This is a genomic window from Pedobacter sp. AK013, from assembly GCF_014205835.1.
Classification (GTDB): domain Bacteria; phylum Bacteroidota; class Bacteroidia; order Sphingobacteriales; family Sphingobacteriaceae; genus Pedobacter.
In genome coordinates this window covers 1-22,953 of record NZ_JACHCQ010000019.1, presented here as the reverse complement: position 1 = coordinate 22,953, position 22,953 = coordinate 1, and the positions used below count along the sequence as shown (strand labels likewise).

The window sequence follows — 22,953 nt, the reverse complement described above, 5'->3', positions numbered from 1 at the left end:
ATCTAACAGCAAACTATTGCTATTTCAGATATAGATCTGACCTGCTAACCAAATATTAATGTGCAAACCAAAATGAGAAAAAAAAATCTGAAGGAATTTTCGCCTTTAAAATTCTTTAAAATTAAAGCATTTGCTTTTCTATTTATCCTATCCATTAGTTTACCGGTAACCGCTTCTTCATTTTCCGCATTAACGGGGAAAATGAAACTGGCGCGCGAGATTGTGGTAACAGGTACAGTAACAAACGAAACCGGAGCTACATTTCCGGGGGTAGCGGTTAAGATTAAGGGAACCGAAAAAGCAGTTCAAACCGATGCAAAAGGTAAATTTAGTATCAGTGTTGCAGCCACAACAGACGTACTTGTTTTTTCTTACGTAGGCTACACCATCCAGGAGCAGACGGTAGGAGATAGAACAACCATTAATGTTCAGCTTGGTGCCGATACCAAAACACTAAACGAACTGGTAGTGGTTGGTTACGGAACACAGAAGAAAGCAACACTTACTGGGTCAATATCGCAGGTAAAAGGGGCCGACCTGGTAAAGAGTCCGCAACCGAACTTATCCAATTCGTTGGCTGGCCGGTTTTCTGGGGTAGTTATTAACAATAGGAGCGGCGAGCCTGGTTATGATGGTTCGAACATTACCATCAGGGGTTTGGCTACTACCGGGAGCAATAATGTATTAATCGTTGTAGATGGAATTCCAGGGCAGATCGGCGGATTAGAGCGTTTAGATCCCAACGATATTGAAAGTGTTTCAGTATTAAAAGATGCTTCTGCAGCTATTTACGGTAACAGGGCAGCCAACGGGGTAATTTTAGTGACAACAAAAAAAGGAAAAACGGGTAAACCAACTATCAATTATAGTTTTAACCAAGGTTTTAGCTCGCCAACAAGATTACCAAAAATGGCCGATGCCGCAACCTATGCACAGATTATGAACGAAATTAGTTTCGATTCCAATCCTGCAGGTGGTCTTAACCAGTCTTATACGGCAGATCAGATCGAAAAATTTCGTAATGGTTCCGATCCGCTGTTATACCCTAACACCGATTGGCTAGATCAAACGTTACAAAAAACAGCCCTGCAAAGCCAGCACAGCCTTTCTGTTAATGGTGGTAGCCAAGATATAAAGTATTACCTATCGTTAGGGACTGTTGCTCAGGATGGCTTGTACAAAAATGGAACAACTAAATACAATCAGTATAATTTCCGCACAAATGTAGATGCTAATGTTTCCAAATATCTTAAAGTTGGCTTATCAGTATCTGGCAGACAAGAAAATCGTTTGTTCCCTCAGGTAGCGGCTGGCGATATTTTTAGGTCTATTTACAGAGCAAAACCAATTGTATCTGCTTATTATCCAAATGGTTTGCCTACAACCGGCATAGAAAACGCAAACCCTGCGGTGCAGGTTACCGATATAGGTGGAACCAGTAAATCGCCAACTCAGGTTTTAAATGCTATTTTAAGGGCTACTTTTATTATTCCTGGAGTAGAAGGTCTTTCTGTTGATGGTTTCTTTTCGGCCGATAAATCTAATGTATTTACCAAAAGCTTTAATAAACCATACCTACTGTACCAGTACGATCCAACATCTAAAACCTATAATAGTGTGATTACGGGTGGTAACAATCAAAAAGCTACATTAACCGAAAAACACCAAAACGAATCGTTACTTACTTCAAATATCAAACTAAATTATGCACGCCGTTTTAATTTACATGATATAAACGCTTTTGTAGGGTATGAACAAAGTGAAAATCATTTAGAATATTTCGATGCACAACGCTTTAATTTCCTGTCAACCAATTTGCCCGAACTTTCACAAGGTGGTGCTGCCGCTACCGATTATCTAAACTCGGGATATAGCTCTAATTATAACCGTAAAAGTATAATTAGCCGTTTGGCTTATAGTTATGATGATAAATATCTATTTGAAGGCCAATTGCGTATCGATGGATCATCTATATTTCCGGAGGGCAAGCGATTTGGATATTTCCCTTCTGCCTCTGTTGGATGGGTAATGTCAAAAGAAAAATGGTTCAGTGATCATGTTAAATTTGTTGATAACCTAAAAATCAGGGCCTCATACGGTGCATTAGGTAACGATAATGTAAAAGGATTCCAGTATTTTGATAATTATGTACTGGTTGGGAACGGGTTTGTAGCCCAAAGTCCCGGCGCCACATCATCAACCATACAGCCCGGTGTAAACTTGGTAAAGCTTGCAAACCCGAACATTACCTGGGAGGTAGCAAAGAAACTCGATATTGGTATTAATGCAACTTTGTTTAAGGACTTTAGTCTTGAGGCCATTTATTTCCAGCAAAAAAGATCTGATATTTTAACCATACGTAATGCATCAGTGCCAGGCTCGTCGGGGATTGTAAATCCTTTTGATGATAAGAGTGCGAACTATACGCCGTTAGTGCCTTCAGAAAATATTGGTAAGGTTAATAGTACTGGTTTCGAAGCCACTTTAGGGTATAACCACAACGGCGAAAACTTTAGATGGAATGCATCTGGTAACTTCACTTACGCCAAAAGCAAGGTAATATTTATTGACGAAGCCAGTGGAACACCGGATTATCAACGCAAAACAGGTAGACCATTAAATGTTGATTTACTTTACAATGCCATTGGTATATTTAGAACACAACAGGAGTTAGATGCTTATCCACATGTAAGTGGCGCTAAAGTTGGCGATCTTAAATACCTTGATTACAATAATGATGGCAAAATAACTGCCGATGACCAAACCAGAACGCCATATAGCAATATCCCTCAAATTACTTATGGGTTTACACTTGGCGCTTCTTACAAAAACTTCGATTTATCAATCTTATTGGCTGGACAGGCTCAGGTAAGCCAGTATGTACTACCAGAATCGGGCAGTATAGGTAACTTTTATAGCAGTTGGGCCGATAACAGATTTAGTGCAACAAACCCGAACGGAACATACCCGAGGGTAACCGACCGGGCTTCCAATGCCATTAGCGGTGGGCAGTTTAATAATACTTTTTGGTTAAATGATGCCTCATTTTTAAGGCTTAAAAATGTAGAACTTGCATATAACATCAAAACCAGTTTCTTAGAGCGGATCAATGTTTCGGGGCTAAGGATTTATGCCAGTGCCTTTAACTTATTTACGATTTCTAAGGTTAAAGATTACGATCCTGAAGGAACCAGTGATAGAGGGCAATTTTACCCGCAACAACGCATTATTAACCTGGGCGCCAATATTAAATTTTAAACGTCATGAAAATCAAATCAATATATAAAATATCATTCTTATCCCTATTTCTGGTTGCGATAGGCATTACAGGCTGTAAAAAAGACATTTTAAACGTAGAACCAACCGATATTCTTTCACCTGCTACCATAGAAACCGATACAACGGCATTAGAGGCTTATGTAACCAACCGGTATCTTGGTACACGTTTACAGGATAAAGAAGCTGATGGATCTGTCCCAGGTTTTGGCAGAGGTTTTGAATATAGCATGTGGAGTTCTTTTACCGACGAATCTATTTATAACAATGACGATGCGACCTGGTTGATCCAAAGAGGGCAGCTGGCTCCAGAAAACCTGGGCAGCGCCGGTGTATATTGGGGCAGGAGTTATCGGGGGATCAGAGAGTGTAATTACGCACTAGGTGTGCTGTCTAAGATTGCTATGAGCGAGCCACATAAAAAGAAGTTAATTGCAGAACTTAAATTTATAAGGGCCTTCCGTTATCAGGATTTAATCAGAAACTATGGTGGCATCGTTTTGATGGGAGATAAGATAACCGAACTTTCAGATAATCTGCAGGATCCGGCCTTGTTTCAACGTGCCTCGATTAAAGAATCTATAGATTATGTGGCAGCACAGCTAGACCAGGCTGCGGCAGACTTACCTTTAGATAATAGTAACAACTGGCTAATTGGTAGGGCAACCAAAGGCGCTGCACTGGCACTTAAATCGCGCTTACTGTTATATGCGGCAAGTCCATTGTATAATGCAGGTACCTGGCAGGCAGCTGTTACAGCTGCACAGGCAGTTATTTCTTTAAATAAGTATGGAATATATACCGGTGGGTATGCAAACTTGTTTTTAACTGACCAAAGCAATGAAGTTATTTTTGCAAGATTGTTTACCAAAAATGCCAACCATACCCATTTAGAAATTGCAAACGGACCGAACGGTTATGGCGGTTGGGGCGGAAATTTGCCAATGCAGAACCTGGTAGACGATTACGAAATGGCCAACGGAAAACCGATTACCGATCCTACTTCTGGTTACGATAGTAATGAACCTTACAAAGGACGTGATCCACGTTTTGCAGCAACCATTTTATACAATGGAGCAGCATATCGTGAGCGTAATGTAGAAACCTTTATTCCTGGTGGAAGAGACAGTAAAGATGGAAATGATAACTGGAATACAAGCAAAACCGGATATTACCTTAAAAAATATATGAATGATGCCTACCCATTGCAAAACCCTTGGGGCAATGCAGGTTTTCAGCCATGGATATATTTTAGATATGCAGAAATTTTGCTTAACTATGCCGAAGCTGCCAACGAAGCTTACGGACCTGACGCGGTTCCTGCCGGATCGACAATGTCTGCCAGACAAGCCGTAAATATGGTAAGGGCAAGGCCTAGTGTTAATATGCCTGATTTGGCTGTTGGACTTACACAAGCGCAAATGCGCGATGCGGTGCGCTATGAGCGTAGGGTAGAGCTTGCTTTCGAAGAACATCGCTTTTATGATGTAAGAAGATGGAAAATAGCCGATGTAACCGAAAATAAACCTGCAGGCGGAATAATTATTACCAAAACAGGTACAGGCTTTACCTATGCACCTAAAGTTGCTTTAGATGGACGTAAGTTTGAAACCAAACACTATTGGTTACCTATACCTAGGGCCGAAATTTTAGCTTCAGGCGGTAAATTACAGCAGAACCCTGGTTATTAATAAATAGAATTTAAATATAACATGTTAAAGTCGTATCAACATCTTAACCGTTTTTTTATTTGCCTTGCTGTGTTTTTCTATGGCGAAACAGCCCTTGCACAAGAGGCTGTTGTAAAGATAGAGATCGATCCTGCAATCACATTCCAAACTATAGAAGGCTTTGGCGCTTCTGATGCATGGACTTGTCAATTTGCCGGATTATGGCCGGCAGAGAAAAAGGAGAAGATGGCCGATTTGCTTTTTAGTACCCAAAGTACAAAAACGGGTCAACCTTTGGGTATTGGGCTTAACATGTGGCGTTTCAGTATTGGTGGTGGCAGCGCCGCTCAAGGTAAGGCAAGCGATATTGGCGACGAATGGCGTCGTCAATACGCTTTTCTGCAACCAGATGGTAGTTACAATTGGAGTGCAATGCCCGGACAAACCTGGTTTTTAAAAGCCGCTAAAACCCGTGGCGTAAAACAGTTTATCGGCTTTGTAAACAGTCCGCATGTGCTTTTTACCAAAAACGGGAAAGCCTATTCTACAGATGGTAACTGCAACCTGAATTTTGATAAACTGCCCCAATTTGCAGACTACCTTGTTACTACCATAAAAGGAATAAAAAAAACAACCGGAATAGAACTAAATTATCTCAGCCCTGCAAATGAGCCGCAGTGGAAATGGAATGAACACAACCAGGAAGGCTGCCCATATAACAATACCGAACTGGCTCAACTTTATAAAGGTGTGAATGAGGCTTTGGTTAAAAAACAGCTAAAAACCAAAATACAGATAGGAGAGGCTGGCCAACTCGACTATTTATATGATAATGGAAATGCCGCAAAGGGAAATCAGGTATATCAGTTCTTTAATGCTTCATCTCCGAATTATATTGGTAACCTTTCTAATATAGATCAATCTATTTCTGGTCATAGCTATTTTACAACAAGTCCTGAACAAAAATTTATTAATACCCGTAAAAAAATAGCTGAAGCAGTAGCCCAGATACAAGGTTTAAGGTATTGGATGTCTGAATATTGTGTGCTTGGAGATGAGGTGCTTAAGGGCGAAAAACGTGATTTGGGAATGGTAACAGCCCTTTTTATTGCAAAGTTGATCCACCACGATCTCGTTTTATCAAATGCTACATCATGGCAGTGGTGGTTAGCCGTATCGGCGGCGATTATAAAGATGGCTTGGTTTATATCGATAAAAATAAAACAGATGGGCAGGTGTATGATAGTAAATTGTTATGGGCTTTAGGCAATTATAGCCGTTTTATTGGTGCTGGTAGTAAACGACTTCAGGTTAAAACAATTGAAGAAAAAGTACCACAGGTGTATGTATCATCTTACTTGCAAAATAAAAAGTTCGTAACGGTAGCCGTTAATCCTACAGAAAACGATCTTGATCTGGATATTGATGTAAAAGGGAATAAGCAAAGTTTTGTACAAACCTATGTTACTTCAGACCAATACAGTTTATCGCCCTATAAACAATATCAGGATACGAAACGTGTTCGTGTTCCTGCCAAATCTATAACCACCATACTTAGTAATTAATTTTCTTAGCCTGGAATTATAAAGCGCCTTATTTTTTTATACCAATCATTTTGTTTTATGCTGAAAAGCATTTTGCAAATCGATATGGCAAAACTATGCTTTCGATTTTTTAAATACTTAATACATCTTAAATGAAATCTACCCTTAAACACGTAATGATTAAAGTAATTTTAATTACTTGTTTTGCCAGCTTTGGTGCGTTTGCACAGGTTAAGCATACTTTTAAACTCGCAGACTCCGTTTTTCTGCTTGATAATAAACCCTTTCAGATCATTTCAGGAGAAATGCATTACCCCCGCATACCAAGAGAAGCCTGGCGCGATAGAATGAAAATGGCTAAAGCCATGGGCTTAAATACCATTGGTACCTATGTGTTTTGGAATGTGCACGAGCCACAGAAAGATCAATTCGATTTTTCTGGTAATAATGATATTGCCGAATTTGTACGTATTGCAAAAGAAGAAGGCTTATGGGTATTGCTCCGTCCTAGTCCGTACGTATGTGCCGAATGGGAATTCGGTGGTTATCCATTTTGGTTACAGAACATTAAAGGTTTACAGGTAAGGAGTAAAGAAGCACAATATTTAAAGGAATATAAAGAATACATTACAGAGATTGGTAAACGTTTAGCGCCATTGCAGATTAACCACGGTGGTAACATCTTAATGGTACAGGTAGAAAACGAATATGGTTCTTATGGAAACGACAAAGAATACCTGAAAATTAATGAACAGCTGTTTAAAGATGCCGGTTTTGATGGCGTACTTTCTACCTGCGATCCGGTTCCGGCATTAGAGGGAGGGCATTTAGCGGGTTTGCTTCCTGGCGTTAATGGTATTGATAATCCAACTCAGATCAGAACGCTGATCAATAAATATAACAATGGTACCGGACCGTACTTTGTACCAGAATGGTATCCGGCCTGGTTCGATTGGTGGGGTACGAAACACCACCAGGTAGATCCAAAAACGTATGCCAATAAACTAGATACCGCACTAAAAGGAGGAATTTCTATTAACATGTATATGTTTCATGGCGGTACAACAAGAGGTTTTATGAATGGGGCAAACTATAACGATTCTACAGCTTACGAACCACAGATTAGTAGTTACGATTATGATGCGCCATTAGATGAAGCAGGTAATGCCACAGAAAAATTTATGCTTTTTCGCGAAGTGATCAAAAAGAATTTGCCCACAAACCAGATACTTCCCGAAGTACCGGCTGCTAAACCTGCAGCGGCATTGCCTGCCATTACCTTTACCAAATCGACTGATATCTTTAACCTGGCTGGGAAGCCAAAATTAAGTGAAAAACCATTAACCTTCGAAGCCCTTAACCAACCCTATGGTTTTATGCGCTACAGCAGTACCATAAAAGGTGGACGTAAAGGTGTGATTAAAATAAACGAGTTGCGCGATTACGGATTGGTATATATCAATAAAAAACTTGCAGGTGTTTTAGATAGACGGCTTTATCAGGATAGCTTAATAGTAAACCTTCCTGCTGGCAATGTACAATTGGATATTTTGGTAGAAAACATGGGCAGGATCAATTTTGGCCCTTACCTGCTTAAAAATAATAAAGGGATTACTAAAAATGTAACTTTTAATGGTAAGGAGATTAAGTCGTGGAAAATGTACCCCTTGCCATTTGATAAAATAGACACCCAAAAAATACAGCCTAAGGTAAGTAGCCAATCGGCAGCAGTGCTAAAATCGGCTTCCTTTAATTTAACAAAAGTTGCCGATACCTATTTAGACATGCGCCAGTGGGGGAAAGGACTGGTTTGGGTTAACGGGCATAATTTAGGTAAATACTGGGGTATTGGGCCACAACAAACCATTTACTTGCCGGCAGAATGGCTTAAAAAGGGAAAGAATGAAATTGTAGTTTTTGAATTGTTAAAGCCTGAGCAGAATACATTAACCAGTTTGGATAAGGCCATTTTAAATGAGTTGAAAAATAAATAATATTTCGATTTTCTTCTGGTCAATGCACCAGCAATATCAATTACAGGGCTTAAAAAAAATCAATGGTAACAATGGCCGTTATGTGAAGTATATCCATAATGGCCATTACTGTTTTTAGCTCTAAAGCTAACCACTTGTTCGAGCAGTAAAAAACTAAGGACCTGTTCTACCGGATAATTTTTATTTAGAAACTATTATAAAATAGATTTAGTAGATATTATTTTAAATGGGCGCGCTAACGTTTGTTGCATGATCACATTTGTAATAGTGAGAGATAATATCGTAATGACCACAAAAAGGCTATTTTAACTTTTTCGCAACCAAGCAGACGAAAAGAAAGAAAAAAAAGTGTTTTTTTATGGCACTTAACCATATGAATTATAAATGTTTAACTGTTTTTTATTTCGTTAATGTTAAGTTTTTATTAAATAGATTGCCTTTATTCTTTGCAAGAATGAATTTAATTCCTAACTTCGCAGCCTCGAAAGGGAGAAAATGATTCCGTAGCTCAGCTGGTAGAGCATTACACTTTTAATGTAGTGGTCCTGGGTTCGAATCCCAGCGGGATCACAGAAAACAGTATCAAAACTACGTAAAAGCTTGCAAATCAAACGATTGCAAGCTTTTTTGTTAGGTGGAAAATCCCAAAATATTCAAAAAATCACATAAAAAAAGTGAGTGATTCAGTGAGTAAATTTTGGGAGTTGATTTACTCACTGAAAACAATGTAAGCACCTGATTTACATTGTGTTCATTCATTGAACGACTTGACACTTTTAGACTGCAAGGCTACTTTTGTTAACCTTAAATCAGTTGATTATGAAAACTAATTTCAGTCTGCTCTTCTACCTGAAGAAACCAAAAAACTATCTTAACGGTGCTGTGCCCGTTTACCTAAGGGTTACCGTTAACGGAAAACCTGTAGAAATGTCTACCGGAAAAAAGTGTACACCAACGCTTTGGAACGGTAAAGCAGGCCACATGGAAGGTACTAAAGCAGAGGTAAAAATGTTCAATGCTTATCTTGACAAGATGAAAGCCGACGTATCCGCTGCCCATACCCTGCTGTGTTTAGAAAATGCAGAAATAACAGCGGAAAGGATTAAGTGTAAATACTTCGGTAAATCAGATCATGCGCATACTTTATTAGAAGCCATTAAAATCCATAATAACAACATGGAAGCCTTAGTAGGCAAAGACTACGCGCAAGGAACACTTAAAAGATTCGAAGTACTTGAAAGGCACGTATTGGAATTCCTTTCTTTTCAATACAGCAAAAACGACATCAATATTAAAAGCATAGACCATCAGTTTATAAGCGCTTTCGATTTTTACCTGCGCACCGAAAAAGCGAATACCAATAACACCGCTATCAAACACCTTAAAAATTTAGGCAAGATTGTGCGCATTTGCATGGCCAACAAATGGATCAGTTCAGACCCATTCTTTGGTTATAAACTTAAATCTAAAGAGGTGCAAAGAAATTACCTTACAGCAGCGGAACTTAAATTGATAGTAGAAAAAGACTTTACCACACCAAGACTTTCACAGGTTCGGGACTTTTTTCTTTTTAGTTGCTACACTGGACTATCTTATGCGGATGTACAAAAACTCAAACCATCAGACATTAATACTGGCGGAGATGGAGAGCAATGGATTATTACGTACAGGCAAAAAACAAACACAAGGGCTGCTATTCCTTTGCTGCCTGTGGCAAAAGAAATCCTGGACAGGTACAAGGATCATCCGGTGTGCCTTAATCAGAATAAAGCCTTGCCCGTTTCGAGCAATCAGAAAATGAACGAGTATCTGGTAGAAATTGCTGCCCTTGCAGGTGTAGCTAAAACATTAGGCAACCGGATTGCTAAGCGAACTTTTGCTACAACTGTAACACTGATGAACGGTGTACCGATTGAAAGTGTATCTAAAATGCTTGGACATACCAACATCCGCACCACCCAGCTTTATGCTAAAATATTGGATGAAAAAGTAGGTAATGACATGGCACCACTAAGAGAAATGTTTGCTGTTGTATAGATAAATTGTTATGCACACTCAAAACTTAAGTTGGGTGTGCATTTCTTGGTTCTTAGCAACCCAAAGCGAGGGAAAAGCTTGGGGGCCTGCACAATCGAGACTGAACTGGCAGGAAACCGACGGCCACCACTCCGTAAAGGCTAAGAGCGAGAACAGCGGGCGGATATTGAGCGTAGGGGTTTCGCAGGCCGCACCGAGCGTGGGGACACTGCTCAATAAGCAAATATATGCCGAAGATTACCAGCTCTTTAAATTCAGGTTGTCTATTTCCTTAAAGTGCTTGTCTTTGGTGTGTAATTTTAGGTCAAATTGCTTTGATACTGCGGCTATCCACATGTCATTCTCCGGTATTGGTTTACCTTTTTGCAACAAGGCAGTTTTGATTAAGGCATAGTGATTTGCTGTTTCATCATCAGCAATAAGAACATTACACCTTTCTAGAAAAGAGTTGATCTGTTTAATGTGCTTTTTTGGATTGGCTGATCTGTAAGCACCCAGATATAATTCTCCTAATACAGCAAAAGGAATGTTTATTTCCTCCTCTAAGGTTTCAAGAAACTCTGTAATTGTAGAATTGCCTTTAAATAACTCAATAACGATATTGGTATCTAATAGATTACTTCCAGTCATCTGGGTGGATTGTTTCACAAGATTCTGCAATTATGCGTTCCATTTCTTCCGCCTCGTCCTTAGACCAGATTCCAGAAAAATCTTTTAAGCTTGGTGTTTTCTTAACTGTTTTATTGTTGGTACTTTTTAATAGTTTCTCCAAAGCAGATAAAGTAGCTTCACTCTTTACTTTGAGCATTTCTTCTATCAAATGTAATTTACGTGTTTCTATGTGCATGGATGTGATATTGAGTGTTAACACAAAAATAAAGAATTATTTCTACAATAACCATACCCCTAAATCCTAATGGATATGAGCAAGTACTAGTTAAGTACATGATTTCAAGTTTTTATTTTTTCGTGATCTCTATTTATCAATAAACCTATATGCTATCCTTAACCGATCAATAAATTCTTTAAAATCACCGTCATAGTGTTTCTTTAGTACTAAGAGCTGAAATTGGCTTTGCTGAAAATAACTGATCAGTTGGCTGTCACTAACAGAGTTCAACAGCACATATTTTCTCGGGCTGTAGCTCAGCATAGCAAAGAAAGCGGTATTGAAGTAATATTGTAGCGGATGTATTCTTCCTTGAAGCATTAATCGAAGTTCTAGTTTATAATAATCGCCCATATCTTTCCATAGAAAACAGATTTCTGGTGTTTCATTATTAAAGGCGCATGGCGTCATATACGATCTTCTTGGCTTGCCCTTTACATTACGCATTCCATATGTATAACTGTAGTGTGTGTACAACCTTCCTGAAAGTAAGGGGAGCGCCTTTTGCCAGAGCTCAAAAAGCTGATTGAAATTATTTTGGTTCTGTTCCCGTTTTTCAGCAAGCTTATGAGCGTCTTCTTTATATCCCGGATTAGCAACCAAGGCTATTTTCTTCATGTCGATGCAAATCTCAAGGAGGTTTTGTTGTTCGTCCGAAAGATCGATTTCAGAAAGTTGCATTTCATTAAGCACGTATGTCGTAAAGCTTCTTACCTCGGTTTTAGCCTTGTTCAAAATCCCTATATAAGGAATTAGAAAGGGATAATGATTTGTTCGGAACCTTTCATTGTTGTTATCTGCCAAACAGAAACCCAACACCGTGTGTGTTTCTCTAGGTGGCTGTTCTTGTATTGAATGAACTGCTTTCCGTAGCTCCGCTCTCTTTGCAGATACTGTGGGGAGTTGTTTTCCAGGTTTATATAGGCCTTTGTACCTCACCTTTGACGACACGTGTAAATTATCCTTCGATTTATGGATCATCAGGTATTTAGATCCCCCTGTTTCCTGATCAAAGAATCCTGGCCAATAATAGTCCTCGAAATTATATTCAGCGTAATAGTACATCAGTTGGGTAAGCGAAAAATAAGCGTATCGACTCAAATAGTTTTCATGGGTATCAACGCTACAACTCACCAATAGTTCGGAGGTGGTTACCTTAAGGTAAACCATTTCTTCGGGCTCTTTGTCCAGAATTACACCTATTATAAGCAGCTCATTGCTGAAAGATATTTTCCTGATTTTAATTGGAAAATAACCCCTTTTTGGTTTTCTGATCTCGGAATATTGGTTCAGTGTATTTTCTGTAAGTATTCTTGTATTTGGGGTAAAGGGCAAATGAAAGAAGTTCATTGGTTGAATATTTTTATCCAGCATGATCCACCTCACTTTCTTTTTTTAATTGTGTGTAGGATTCTGCCACTATTGCAAGAGATTTTATCTTTTCACCGCACATAATCTCAGTAAGCTTTAAAAAGGTGGAAACACGGATGAATATTTGTTCCGCATCGGCTTGTTCAACCTTAAAATCATCTTTGTAACGTGCAGCGGAATAACTTTTTACCATAATATCAAAGAGCCGTTTATCATCTTCCCTGCCCGATAAGAAGAGGCTTGATGGTGCCTGAGAAAAGCTATCGCACAACCGAAGCTGTCTATTTAGGTTGTGTATATCAGAACGGTATGCCAGATGAACCCTTATCAAGGCAATACAGCATTGCTCTACAACCTGATGCGCCATGAATGCACTTAGATTGTAATGTTGGTTCGTCAGGCATTCTTTTGCACTTGCCACAAAACCTGTTGCCAACGGAAAGCGGTGATTGTAATGTTTTTGGGCTTTTATTGCTCCCTGGGTGGGTATAAAATTTATGATGTGAGTGCGCTGCAACATACCATCCCGACTATAAAGAATCAGGCCCTCGTTATAAATGGTAATGAAAAACCTGTTATTAGCCTTTATTGCATCTGCGATGGCTTCTTTCCCATGAGCCAATATGGTGATCTTGCCGAAAGGATAATGATTATTGGCAAAGTCCTGCACCTCGTGTTCAATTCTGGTAACGCTTTCGGTCACCATCAACAAAAAATAATGATAGTTTTCTGTACGGTGGTCTTCTATAAAACACCCGACATTGACTTTAAAATCGATGTTTTTACCAAAGCTATAGATTTGCTCGGGCTTGAATTTTTGAACCAGCTCCTTGATAAAGCCGGAAAAGTTTTCTTTCTGGAACTGACCAGATTGCGAGAATTGTGTTTCCATAATCGTGACATTTTTGATTTCTGAGATCAAAAATGCGGTACGGCAATTCCGTAACCTACCAATAAAACTGGTATCTTACCACAATACATTGGTTCATTACTATCTTAGGAATTTATTATATTTGCTTTATGGAAACGCCTACAAAATCTAACAAAGTGCATATCGGCAGAAAGATCAGCCGTATCAGGGAAATACGCGGTATAAAACAAGATTTTCTTGCTATTGAACTTGGCGTAAGCCAGCAAACCATTTCTAAAATCGAACAGAGTGAGGAAGTTGAAGATGTAATGTTGGAAAAAATTGCAGGTGTGCTAGGTGTGAGTGCTGATGCAATAAAGAATTTCAGTGAAGAGGTTCTAATATTCCATATCCAAAATATGCATGATAATGCATCTGCATATCAGTACAATTATCAATGCCACTACAATCCACTTGATAAAGTTGTCGAGCTTTATGAGCGACTACTTGCCAGCGAACGTGAAAAAATAGAAATTCTAAAGGGAAAATAGATTCATATTATTCATGTAAACATATTTAGGTAAATCAGTGGTCAACTAACGGTGGGGATGAAATTTTATAACAATTTAAAATAAGTGCATTAAATATATCTTTCTTTGTTTTCATTGCAATGCATCTCAACAACTTCCACCCACTTTTCGTACCAGTACCACATGTTTTCAACTTGAACTCCAAATCCTTTTCCTTCGCCTTTAGCATTAAGGGATTGCCAGAGTTGTGTATGTTGGTACATTTTAAATTTAGTAAAGCCTTTCGCTTGCATTGATTTACATATTTGCGTTGGAAGATGTTTTTTCAATTCACGATCTTTTATCACAACATATTCTTTATTAATGTGCTGTGCAGCAGGTGAATCAGCTTTCAGAAATTCAATAACCTTATCAGCTTGACCTTTCTTATTAACGATCTTTGGTACATAAAGAACCCTGTAAGCAAAGCGACTGTCATTAAATTCCTGTTCAGTTAAATCATCGTCAAATGCATTAATATAAGCTGATATATTTTGAGGGAGATCCGTAAATTGCCTAAGCTGCGCCGCATGCTCATCTTTGATCGAAGAAAACTGTAGCGAAAATGAAAGATGCTTATCAATACCATACTTTGTATCAAATAACGATTTAATAGCATCATTATAATTCAGGCAACAAGCCTGAAATCTTGCACTTAGGTATTCATCTATTTTATTAGTCATCTGATGTTCAATTTCATGTCTTAAACCAATTAAGAATCGCAGATTTGCCGCCACTATCGATTCTACAGGTGATTCATCGCAATTTAGACATCTTTCCAGCTCATAAAATTTATACGCTTTACGCTTAGTTCTATCGTACCGTTTCCTACCATTCTTAGCTGTATGATACCTATATTCTATACCCTTATCTCTAAAATAAGCGTGCAAAAGATATGTCCAGGAAATGGTTGACAGAACAATATATGTTTCTGATTTAAAGTGAATATTCGGATTATTAAAAATTTGTACAGCACTAAGCATTGCTTCTCGAGATTTAGTTAGAAGCTCCTCTTTTATCGACCAAGTTTTTCTCTTACCCATGATTTAATGTCTCCTTGGTGCTGATCTAGTGTGAGGTCTGACGTAAGTACCGTCTTTGCGAGTGTATCCTTTTACATGAACCGTTCCACCCGAAGAAGTGGAAGATTTTTTGCTACTGATACCACCTCCATATGTTGAATTTGAAACTTGATTGTAAGAATACCCCGCATCATCATTAAAAGTAAGTGCCGTAAGTTGCTTTTTGTTAAGCTTTGCCAACTTACGCCAGCTTGTTAAGTATGCGCTATATCCATTAATCTGACCATATTTTGTTTTTGCTCGCTTACCTTTTCCCCAATAAATAAAAGGCCTATTAGCTGGAATAATGCCTGTATAATTATTTTCGTTGGGCTGCGAATAAACAGGTGTTTCCTCACCAGAACTAACTAAATAGTAATTGGTGGTGCAGCTGGATAAAATAAAAGTGCATGTCAGAATTACGAATGTGAATCGACTTATTAAGCCGAAAAATGTTTTATTAGTTTTAACCATGATTAGTTATTAAATATCTACTAATGTAGATATGATAATAGCCGTATCAAAACGGGAAACCGTAAAGCCTTTATTTTATATCAAATTATAAACTATGTCCATGTGAAATATCCCTACTTGCTTTTTTTCTTCTGCGTTTTTCTGCCTCCTCTACCGGATTTGTCTGAGGTGAATCATAAACTGGTTCCATCAAAATGCTGAATAAATCAGCACCAAATTCACCTATAGAACTTACCATTTGGCCAACATTTTCAAATAAGCCGTCTGCTACTCCGATAGTGAGTTCTTTGAGCGGTTGAGATAAATTAATATTTTGGTGTTGAATGCCATCCAAAATTCTCATCTGCATTTTTTGTTCCGCTGTTCCATTTTTCATCGTATTAGTATAGGCAAGGGTATCTTTTAACCCTCTGTCAAACCCAAAAAACGCATCAAAAAGACTTTCACCAGACTGTTTGAAAGCTGTTCGGTTAAATTCGCCAAGTTTGGCGGAATGCACTTTGTTATTTCCCTTGGAGGTATTCTGCGGGCTAAGCTTAATTCTATTTGTAATATCCTTACGGCTGACAATGATTTGAATATGATCCTGTCTTCCATCTTTGCGCTCGCCCTTTTGCCTTGTTCCATCCTTTACTTCCTTATCTGTGTGTTTGTAATAACGATAGTTTTCGTGCTTGCCATACCAGAGCAAATCTTTATGGCTGTTAACGCCTGTCCTCTTAAAGTTTTTGGCGTATTCGTCCATTACCCTCACAGCAAATTCCTTTAGCTTTTCCTTTGTACCTTCTTTGCCGTACTTCTCGTAAAGGTGCGCCAGTTCCTTTTGGCTGGGGCTGATATTGATCAGAAAGAATTTACTGTCACTGCGTCCAAGTTTTGCAATGTTGCTGTCTATCTTCATCCTGACTTCCTGCCTGCGGATTTCGTTACCAGTACTGTTAAACCAATTTTCCTGCGCAAGGCCTTTGCCTTTTTCAATCTGCATCTGGTTCTCTTTTTCAAGGTAATTGACCAGCGTACCGCTGCTGCCCTTATTGTCTCCGGTTTCTGATGTGGTGATGTTGATGAACATAAGCTATAGATTTTCCAGTGATTGCCTTACATGGGCTTGCAGTTCCTCTTTTTTAACGTTGGCCGTAGTCCAGCCTAGCGATTCTCTTTGGGTGATGTAATATTCGAGTATCTTGCTAAATCGTAATTTTAGCAACGCTTTGTCTTCCAGATGGGTCTGTGTTCTGGCAATACCACGTTGCAGTGCAGTCATACCCTCTGCAAGCTTTTTCGTATTTTCAAGATCCTGCACCATATACTTGCCAACTTCCTTTAAATACAGCGTATGTTGCTTTGCAATGGTAACCAGCGTACCCGAATCGCTGAAGATGGGCAACAGGAAATCTTTTTCCTGCGTCTTAAAAAAGCCAATAATCCGGTTGTTTCCGTTGACCAGCTCTTTTTTAAGCAGTTCGTCATTCAGGTCTAGGGGGTCTTTCTTGCTCCGATAGAAATAGTCTACCATTTGTATGACGGTCGTCTTTTTTGTTCTGCCCAGCTTTAGGGCGATCTTTTCCAGTTTGATATCGGTGGCTACAGGGTAGCGCACCGATTTTGTATTGATATCCTCCATACCCTGAATGTTTAAGGATGGTTTGGTATTTCGATAATAAACCTTATTTGTGTACCTCTTTGCGGGTGCCATGAGGGACTATATTCTATATAGCCAAATTCTACAAGGTCTTTGATGTTCTTATGGTAGGTGGCGATAGATCTGATGCGGGAGAACCGCATCAGCTTTGGCCTGCTGACCTGAAAAGGCTTTTCCGGTGCATCGCTGTCACTGTAGTAGAACAATGCCATCAGCAGGCTGATGTGTGTGGCATAAAATCGGCTTTCCATTGCCACCCGTTCAAAATACCCGCTCATGGCGTGTTGTTGTATATTCAGATAGTTCTTCATGTTATTCTCCTTTCAGCATTTTTTCTATTTGTACCCTGCTGTAGTACATTGTACCCCCAATTTTGCGGTATGGCAATGTCCCGTTGATGCGGAGGTTCTGTAAAGTGCCTGCTGATATGTTCAGCATTTTGCGCACCTGTGCGCTCCTTAACCATTCTCCGTTTTGCTGGTTTTCCGTCCCTTGTCCGATAATGCCTTTCATTTCCTGCAACAATTCTGTTTTGAACTGGCGAAGGTCTTCCATTGTGATGATGTCCATTTTCATAAATTGCGCTCCTCTCTTATGTTTTAATTTGCTGATTAGCTGGCTAATCATATATCTATTTAGTTGGCTAACTGCTTATCTGCTTAGTTAGCTAATTGGTATACCTGAAAGTATACCGTTTATGGTTCCTAAAAGGCTTGCAAAGCCCAAAGTAGCCCCGGAGGCTACTTAAACCCCCTGTAGCGATAGCGTAAGGGCAAGCAAGTAGGGCTCTGCCCAACTTCCGCTTGCTCAGCCCCGAAAAGGGGGCTGACTGCCTGAACCGCCTTTCTACCTCCAATCACAGCACCCCTAAAAGTGTCACAACCTTTGGGCTGCTCCGAATTGGCTGTTGTGCCAGTGATTTTTGTTACACATAAACCGTTATTAAGTGTATATATAGCTATCTTGCTATATGGATACATATCTGCTTGGCTATAGGAATATATAGTTACGTGGGTGGTGGGCCACCGTTCGTTGTGCAATAGATTTCTTCGGTGATTTTGTTTCTTCCCGATCTTACCCATTCCGATAGTTCCACCGTGGAGAAATAAAGTCTTTTGCCACGCTTGTTAACAGGGATTTCCTTCCGGCTCACTTTGGTGTAAAGGGTGGGTACAGACAGGCTGAGAAATTCGGCAGCCTGCCTGATGGTCAATAAATCGTCTCGGGGGCGTTGGGGATTTTGCGACCTGTTTTCCAGCAACAGGTCTTTAATACAATCTACCTTTTCGTGCAGTGTACTAATGGCCTGCGGTAGTTCTTCAAATGTGTACTTCATAAGCGGTATCTTTTGTTTTGATACCGCAATTTTAGTGGCTTGTTTTGTAGGGTTACAACACGTTAAACCGCATCCTTACCATTTCCCTACTAATATTTATTGTTTTTTTTGTTTCGGACTGTTGGAACCAGAAAAGGAACTTTGTCTTTCATCCTTACCTCTAAAATCGGTGATTTGCAAACCTTAGCATCAGAAGATATTATCGCACTGAGCCAGCCCTCCGAATATTCGTTTACTTTATCTCCATTGCTATATAAGAAGTGTTTTAGAATCCATTTTTCAAGTTCCGCTTTATTGCATCCTACAATGAGGTTAGCTTCACAAAGCTGCTTAAAAGCATCGGCAAGCTTATTACTGTTTCCGTTGAAGATCATCTGGCTTGCAGGTTGTTCGTCCGCTTTTATAAGGGCGTCAAGCTGGCTGAAATGTTCTTCTGAAAAATAAGTCCTTATCAGTTGCAAAAAATCATCTATATACTGATGATTGAATTTTGGCCGCCCTGCATCGGGATTATATGGAATTTTTTCGGGCTGCTCAGGCGTGACATTCTCAGTTTGTTGTGAGCTTTTCTGCTTGGCCACCCATTCCTCGAACGTTTCACGGGGATTTAGAATTTCATCTACTTCGCTGATCAGCTCACTTAGGAACTTATCCCTGATCTTTAAAGTATCATGCAGACTTTCCACAAACTCATCACCGATATAAATATCCTTGTAGTCTGACTGTAGGTTGTTAACGATGAACAAGTAATCGAGTTGAATCGAAAATATTAAGTTTGAGGGATATTCCGCTCTAAGCTCACCGTAATGTTGGTGAAAATTTGTCCATATTAATTTGAACCTTTCCTTTAATTTTTTGATCTGTTCAAATTCTCTTTTTAAACTGGTGTCATTAAGTGAGAGCAGGTCAATTAAAGCCATGTCTTTTAATACCCTGATTTCACTTTTATAAGTGAACGAATCATAGTAATGTGTTTCGTGTGCGAGGCTATAGGCTCGCTTCTGTTCGTCCTCTTTTATCGGATTTTTCAATTCCCCTTTAGTAATGATACGCAGGTCAAAAGTTTGTATACGAGTTAAAAAGCTGGAAAGATTCTGCATATGATTGAATTTCTAAATTGACAATTAACCGAACTTATTTTAAATAAATAATTCTTAGTAATTGAGATTTAACTTAAAAAATATTTAGTTTGTATGCTTATGTTTCGGTGTTGTACCACTTATGACAAAATTATAAATCGTGTATTCAGCAACATTTATAGGTTTAAAACTTACATTACACAATCTGTATTATCAACTTTAAAACTGAAAAATGCTTTTTTGATAAAAAAATAATAATGTATTCCCGAAAAATCAAATAAATAAGTTTTAGAACAAAATTTATTTATTTTCTTATAATTAATTATCAAATTGTAAAAAAACACATAGTTTAATTCTATATTTGGTTATTTAAATCAATTTTAACATCTCATTCTTATGAAACAAAAAAAAGTGGTGCGGCTCCACTTCATCAAAGGCCTAATTTTAAATACATTAAAGGTATTTATTCTATTACTTATTTGCTTTGTAATATCTCGGTGCGCGAAAGATAGATTGGTTAGTAATGTTACAGGATTAAAACCTCTTTCAGCAAGTTCTCCCGATTTAGCAAATCGGCTTTTGGCGATGAAAAACTCTTACGATGAGCTGAAACTCCATCAAAAACTTCAACCTAATCTAAGTGACAAGCTTACATGGACGCCAGATTGGGATAATCCAACGATTCAGGTTGTGAATGATACTGTTTCATATGTTTTTTTTCGCTTGATTGCGCAAGTGGAGCAAGGTGGCAAATCGTTTGTTGCAACGGAAATGGGCGCTGCGTCCTATTTGATGGTAAAAAATGAACAAGATTTTTATAAAGCATTCTATTTTCGCCCTAACTTAGGTGTCAATAATGTAGCTTCCTTAAAGAAGTTAGACATTCGTAATTTTAGCGGCAATTTATTGCTTACAAATTTGAAAGATGGAAAAAACTTTTTACTGGATTATTTGAATGGCAAGGTGAGTGAGGCGTATGAAAAGAAAAAAGTCTTATCAATTAATAAATTAGCTTTAAACAGACCACCTACTACGTCATATTGGGAAAGCCAATGCAGATATGAAATGAGGGAGTGCACCTATGTTTCTAGTGGGACAGTTTCATGCGGAGGGACTTACGGATTCGAAATTGTTTACAGTGAAAATTGTAATTTTCCTTCGCCGGTTTGTGGCGTTGATTTCTGGCTTAGTGACTATGCCGATAGAGAAGTTTGTGTAGATGTTTGGTTTCCTGATCCTCCTACTGATCCTGGAAACGGAGGGACGCCAGGTGATACAGGCGGAACAACTGAACCATCTATTGAAGTGAAGCAAGACTCTCTAGCCAAGCATTATCCATGTATGGCCAAAGAAGTCTTAAATAAGTTGGCTGGTAATGATGCATTTGCAAAGTTAGTTCAGCCATTTCAGAAAATCATATTGCCAAATGGCACTACCCTTGCGATGCAAGGATTGCCAAATTTAAAATATGACTTTTCAACCCAAGATTATGGGGTTGGAACCTCAAATTATAGTTTGGGTACAACAGGAGATTATGCGGGAACGAGTTCGACTATTAGGTTTAATACTGAGGCTATGGCCAATGCTTCACAGCTTTTATTGCAGGCAACAGCAATCCATGAAACTGGTCATGCGTATGCTAATTATTATATCAAGGCTGGTCAGTATGGCGTCCCTGTGGATACAACTAGATATTCGACATGGGCGATTAATATTGTCAATTTTGAAAGTGTTGCCAAGAGTTCGGCCCAAGGAGGTGGAAATTTCAACGACCATTCTATATTTTTAGAGGAATATTTTGAGAATTTCTGGGGGATATTGAAAGCTGTCAATGGTACCGCATATACTGATAAAGAATACCAAATGGCTGCATTATTTGGCTTGAATAATCCTGGCCCAGCCCCACAGTCTCCGATTGTAAATGGATTAAATGTATACGAAATTTACAAGGGTATGCTAACCGCGTCCTTTAACAGAATCAAAACAAAGTACGGAATTACGGATGCTGAATTAAATACTTTTAATTTAGCCAATCTAAAAAATGTTCCTGCTAATAAAAAGCTGCCTACCACTTGTCCTTAATACCATGAAAAAGAAATTATTTTTAATCGCCATCTTATCAACTATAATCTTTGAGGCATTTTCCCAAAGCACAAATAGGAAAATTTATTTCTTAGCAGATACAATAAATATATCTCCGCCTAATCGATTTTTAAAAATTGAAACGATAAGTTTTTTCGAACATCATTTTACATTCTTTTGCAAGTGTATGCCTCCATATAAGAGCTACACGACATTTTCATACATTGATAAAAAAGGAGACAAGAAGGCAGAAATTGTATCTAAAAAGCCAGATTATCCTTATATAAGCTTCAAAGAATTAATGGATATTTCATCAGAACAAAATAGTTATGATCTATATATTACAGAAGTATTACCAGGCAACAAATATAGAACTAATAAAGTGCACTTTGTTCCTTATAGAACGCCAATCGATGATGGTGTAGTTGTTAATAAAGAGAACAAATAAGCTATAAAAACATAATACAATAAAGAGGAGTTATCTAATTGATAGACTCCTTTTTATTGTATGCTAATGGTAATTTATCTTATATTTTATACATCAGTTGCGAGATGTTTGGAAAACAATTTAGTTTATGATATTGGATGAATTAATTATTGTCAATATGAAAGTATATTCCTAAATTTAGGAATAGCAATTGCAGCTAAAACGTATTAAAAAAATAGTGAGTAATTCACTGAGTAAAATCACAAAACAGCCTCAAATACTATTTAAACGTTGATTTTTGCACTAGGTGCAAATCCCAGCGGGATCACAAGAAACAATATCAAAGAGAACTAAAACCCTGCAAATCAAATGATTGCAGGGTTTTTGCTTTTACGGGATATGCCAAAATATGCACGAAATCGCATATAAAATGTGCGTCATTCGGTGCGTCGTTCTTTATAATATCAAACTCCCCTAATTCGTATTAAGACATTGATATTCAACTATATTAATAGATGAACATCTTGTGTGAATGGAACTGCAAAGCTATTTTTGTTGGATCAAGCGGAAAAGTTGGGGGGAATAAAATAATTTGTTTCTTTGTGGTATTACAACAATTATAACTTCCCTTGAATCAAGCCGAACAAACCCT

Annotated in this window: 21 protein-coding genes and 1 tRNA gene; 10 read left to right on the top strand and 12 right to left on the bottom strand. The window is 38.4% G+C overall.

The genetic code is table 11. The annotated features are described in order from the left end of the window. Positions 1 to 72: 72 nt before the first annotated feature. From HDC90_RS13760 to HDC90_RS13730, 7 genes are all read left to right on the top strand, one after another. Positions 73 to 3,258, top strand: a complete 3,186-nt coding sequence (locus HDC90_RS13760; RefSeq protein WP_221451849.1) for a TonB-dependent receptor — start codon at positions 73 to 75, stop codon at positions 3,256 to 3,258. Between the two features lie 5 nt (positions 3,259 to 3,263). Further along, positions 3,264 to 4,967 (top strand): RagB/SusD family nutrient uptake outer membrane protein, encoded by a 1,704-nt coding sequence (locus tag HDC90_RS13755; protein ID WP_184467262.1) that lies wholly within the window; start codon positions 3,264 to 3,266, stop codon positions 4,965 to 4,967. Between the two features lie 21 nt (positions 4,968 to 4,988). Beyond that, entirely contained in the window at positions 4,989 to 6,212 is a 1,224-nt protein-coding gene (locus tag HDC90_RS13750; protein ID WP_184467260.1) for a glycoside hydrolase, read from the top strand. Then, positions 6,182 to 6,511: a glycoside hydrolase family 30 beta sandwich domain-containing protein gene (locus HDC90_RS13745; protein WP_184467258.1), complete on the top strand. Its 330-nt coding sequence runs from the start codon at positions 6,182 to 6,184 to the stop codon at positions 6,509 to 6,511. The genes HDC90_RS13750 and HDC90_RS13745 overlap by 31 nt, the downstream gene beginning before the upstream one ends. 131 nt (positions 6,512 to 6,642) lie before the next feature. Beyond that, positions 6,643 to 8,484 carry a beta-galactosidase family protein gene (locus HDC90_RS13740; RefSeq protein ID WP_255497649.1) on the top strand — a complete coding sequence of 614 codons (1,842 nt, stop codon included), beginning with the start codon at positions 6,643 to 6,645 and terminating at the stop codon, positions 8,482 to 8,484. Positions 8,485 to 8,981: 497 nt separating this feature from the next. Further along, positions 8,982 to 9,054, top strand: a tRNA-Lys gene (locus HDC90_RS13735). Between the two features lie 249 nt (positions 9,055 to 9,303). Beyond that, a complete protein-coding gene (locus HDC90_RS13730) occupies positions 9,304 to 10,521 on the top strand; it encodes a site-specific integrase (RefSeq protein ID WP_184467256.1) in 1,218 nt (405 codons plus the stop codon). Positions 10,522 to 10,758: 237 nt separating this feature from the next. Here HDC90_RS13730 and HDC90_RS13725 read toward each other — a convergent pair whose 3' ends face one another. From HDC90_RS13725 to HDC90_RS13710, 4 genes are all read right to left on the bottom strand, one after another. Further along, positions 10,759 to 11,151: a type II toxin-antitoxin system VapC family toxin gene (locus HDC90_RS13725; protein ID WP_184467255.1), complete on the bottom strand. Its 393-nt coding sequence runs from the start codon at positions 11,149 to 11,151 to the stop codon at positions 10,759 to 10,761. Further along, positions 11,138 to 11,368, bottom strand: coding sequence for a hypothetical protein (locus HDC90_RS13720; protein ID WP_184467253.1), 231 nt, complete (start codon positions 11,366 to 11,368; stop codon positions 11,138 to 11,140). The genes HDC90_RS13725 and HDC90_RS13720 overlap by 14 nt, the downstream gene beginning before the upstream one ends. A gap of 129 nt (positions 11,369 to 11,497) precedes the next feature. Further along, positions 11,498 to 12,760, bottom strand: coding sequence for a hypothetical protein (locus tag HDC90_RS13715; RefSeq protein WP_184467251.1), 1,263 nt, complete (start codon positions 12,758 to 12,760; stop codon positions 11,498 to 11,500). 13 nt (positions 12,761 to 12,773) lie between these two features. Continuing rightward, positions 12,774 to 13,673, bottom strand: a complete 900-nt coding sequence (locus tag HDC90_RS13710) for a HEPN domain-containing protein (RefSeq protein ID WP_184467249.1) — start codon at positions 13,671 to 13,673, stop codon at positions 12,774 to 12,776. 128 nt (positions 13,674 to 13,801) lie between these two features. On the opposite strand from HDC90_RS13710, the gene HDC90_RS13705 reads away from it, so the two are divergent. After that, the gene (locus HDC90_RS13705) at positions 13,802 to 14,182 is read left to right on the top strand and encodes a helix-turn-helix domain-containing protein (protein WP_131533528.1); all 381 of its coding nucleotides are present in this window, start codon (positions 13,802 to 13,804) and stop codon (positions 14,180 to 14,182) included. 89 nt (positions 14,183 to 14,271) lie between these two features. On the opposite strand, the gene HDC90_RS13700 is transcribed toward HDC90_RS13705, so the two are convergent. From HDC90_RS13700 to HDC90_RS13665, 8 genes are all read right to left on the bottom strand, one after another. Beyond that, positions 14,272 to 15,243: a DUF3644 domain-containing protein gene (locus tag HDC90_RS13700; protein ID WP_184467247.1), complete on the bottom strand. Its 972-nt coding sequence runs from the start codon at positions 15,241 to 15,243 to the stop codon at positions 14,272 to 14,274. A 3-nt stretch (positions 15,244 to 15,246) separates the two neighbouring features. Then, the gene (locus HDC90_RS13695; RefSeq protein WP_184467245.1) at positions 15,247 to 15,735 is read right to left on the bottom strand and encodes a hypothetical protein; all 489 of its coding nucleotides are present in this window, start codon (positions 15,733 to 15,735) and stop codon (positions 15,247 to 15,249) included. Between the two features lie 85 nt (positions 15,736 to 15,820). Beyond that, the gene (locus HDC90_RS13690) at positions 15,821 to 16,807 is read right to left on the bottom strand and encodes a DUF5712 family protein (RefSeq protein ID WP_184467243.1); all 987 of its coding nucleotides are present in this window, start codon (positions 16,805 to 16,807) and stop codon (positions 15,821 to 15,823) included. Positions 16,808 to 16,810: 3 nt separating this feature from the next. Further along, entirely contained in the window at positions 16,811 to 17,431 is a 621-nt protein-coding gene (locus HDC90_RS13685) for a BfmA/BtgA family mobilization protein (protein WP_255497647.1), read from the bottom strand. Beyond that, positions 17,371 to 17,688: a hypothetical protein gene (locus HDC90_RS13680; protein ID WP_184467241.1), complete on the bottom strand. Its 318-nt coding sequence runs from the start codon at positions 17,686 to 17,688 to the stop codon at positions 17,371 to 17,373. The genes HDC90_RS13685 and HDC90_RS13680 overlap by 61 nt, the downstream gene beginning before the upstream one ends. Position 17,689: 1 nt before the next feature. Then, positions 17,690 to 18,004, bottom strand: coding sequence for a helix-turn-helix domain-containing protein (locus HDC90_RS13675; RefSeq protein WP_370576636.1), 315 nt, complete (start codon positions 18,002 to 18,004; stop codon positions 17,690 to 17,692). Positions 18,005 to 18,383: 379 nt separating this feature from the next. After that, positions 18,384 to 18,713, bottom strand: coding sequence for a helix-turn-helix domain-containing protein (locus HDC90_RS13670; RefSeq protein WP_184467239.1), 330 nt, complete (start codon positions 18,711 to 18,713; stop codon positions 18,384 to 18,386). An 89-nt stretch (positions 18,714 to 18,802) separates the two neighbouring features. After that, a complete protein-coding gene (locus HDC90_RS13665) occupies positions 18,803 to 19,633 on the bottom strand; it encodes a hypothetical protein (protein ID WP_184467237.1) in 831 nt (276 codons plus the stop codon). A gap of 555 nt (positions 19,634 to 20,188) precedes the next feature. Here HDC90_RS13665 and HDC90_RS13660 point away from each other — a divergent pair. Continuing rightward, entirely contained in the window at positions 20,189 to 21,874 is a 1,686-nt protein-coding gene (locus tag HDC90_RS13660; protein WP_184467235.1) for a hypothetical protein, read from the top strand. A gap of 4 nt (positions 21,875 to 21,878) precedes the next feature. Further along, on the top strand, positions 21,879 to 22,322 hold the full coding sequence (locus HDC90_RS13655) for a hypothetical protein (RefSeq protein ID WP_184467233.1): 444 nt from the start codon (positions 21,879 to 21,881) through the stop codon (positions 22,320 to 22,322). Positions 22,323 to 22,953: the final 631 nt, after the last annotated feature.

Bases quoted from the DNA above. Each gene is read 5' to 3' on its own strand.
- HDC90_RS13760 (WP_221451849.1), top strand. From the start codon at position 73: ATGAGAAAAAAAAATCTGAAGGAATTTTCGCCTTTAAAATTCTTTAAA.
- HDC90_RS13755 (WP_184467262.1), top strand. From the start codon at position 3,264: ATGAAAATCAAATCAATATATAAAATATCATTCTTATCCCTATTTCTG.
- HDC90_RS13750 (WP_184467260.1), top strand. From the start codon at position 4,989: ATGTTAAAGTCGTATCAACATCTTAACCGTTTTTTTATTTGCCTTGCT.
- HDC90_RS13740 (WP_255497649.1), top strand. From the start codon at position 6,643: ATGAAATCTACCCTTAAACACGTAATGATTAAAGTAATTTTAATTACT.
- HDC90_RS13730 (WP_184467256.1), top strand. From the start codon at position 9,304: ATGAAAACTAATTTCAGTCTGCTCTTCTACCTGAAGAAACCAAAAAAC.
- HDC90_RS13725 (WP_184467255.1), bottom strand. From the start codon at position 11,151: ATGACTGGAAGTAATCTATTAGATACCAATATCGTTATTGAGTTATTT.
- HDC90_RS13720 (WP_184467253.1), bottom strand. From the start codon at position 11,368: ATGCACATAGAAACACGTAAATTACATTTGATAGAAGAAATGCTCAAA.
- HDC90_RS13715 (WP_184467251.1), bottom strand. From the start codon at position 12,760: ATGAACTTCTTTCATTTGCCCTTTACCCCAAATACAAGAATACTTACA.
- HDC90_RS13710 (WP_184467249.1), bottom strand. From the start codon at position 13,673: ATGGAAACACAATTCTCGCAATCTGGTCAGTTCCAGAAAGAAAACTTT.
- HDC90_RS13705 (WP_131533528.1), top strand. From the start codon at position 13,802: ATGGAAACGCCTACAAAATCTAACAAAGTGCATATCGGCAGAAAGATC.
- HDC90_RS13700 (WP_184467247.1), bottom strand. From the start codon at position 15,243: ATGGGTAAGAGAAAAACTTGGTCGATAAAAGAGGAGCTTCTAACTAAA.
- HDC90_RS13695 (WP_184467245.1), bottom strand. From the start codon at position 15,735: ATGGTTAAAACTAATAAAACATTTTTCGGCTTAATAAGTCGATTCACA.
- HDC90_RS13690 (WP_184467243.1), bottom strand. From the start codon at position 16,807: ATGTTCATCAACATCACCACATCAGAAACCGGAGACAATAAGGGCAGC.
- HDC90_RS13685 (WP_255497647.1), bottom strand. From the start codon at position 17,431: ATGGCACCCGCAAAGAGGTACACAAATAAGGTTTATTATCGAAATACC.
- HDC90_RS13680 (WP_184467241.1), bottom strand. From the start codon at position 17,688: ATGAAGAACTATCTGAATATACAACAACACGCCATGAGCGGGTATTTT.
- HDC90_RS13675 (WP_370576636.1), bottom strand. From the start codon at position 18,004: ATGATTAGCCAGCTAATCAGCAAATTAAAACATAAGAGAGGAGCGCAA.
- HDC90_RS13670 (WP_184467239.1), bottom strand. From the start codon at position 18,713: ATGAAGTACACATTTGAAGAACTACCGCAGGCCATTAGTACACTGCAC.
- HDC90_RS13665 (WP_184467237.1), bottom strand. From the start codon at position 19,633: ATGGCTTTAATTGACCTGCTCTCACTTAATGACACCAGTTTAAAAAGA.
- HDC90_RS13660 (WP_184467235.1), top strand. From the start codon at position 20,189: ATGAAACAAAAAAAAGTGGTGCGGCTCCACTTCATCAAAGGCCTAATT.
- HDC90_RS13655 (WP_184467233.1), top strand. From the start codon at position 21,879: ATGAAAAAGAAATTATTTTTAATCGCCATCTTATCAACTATAATCTTT.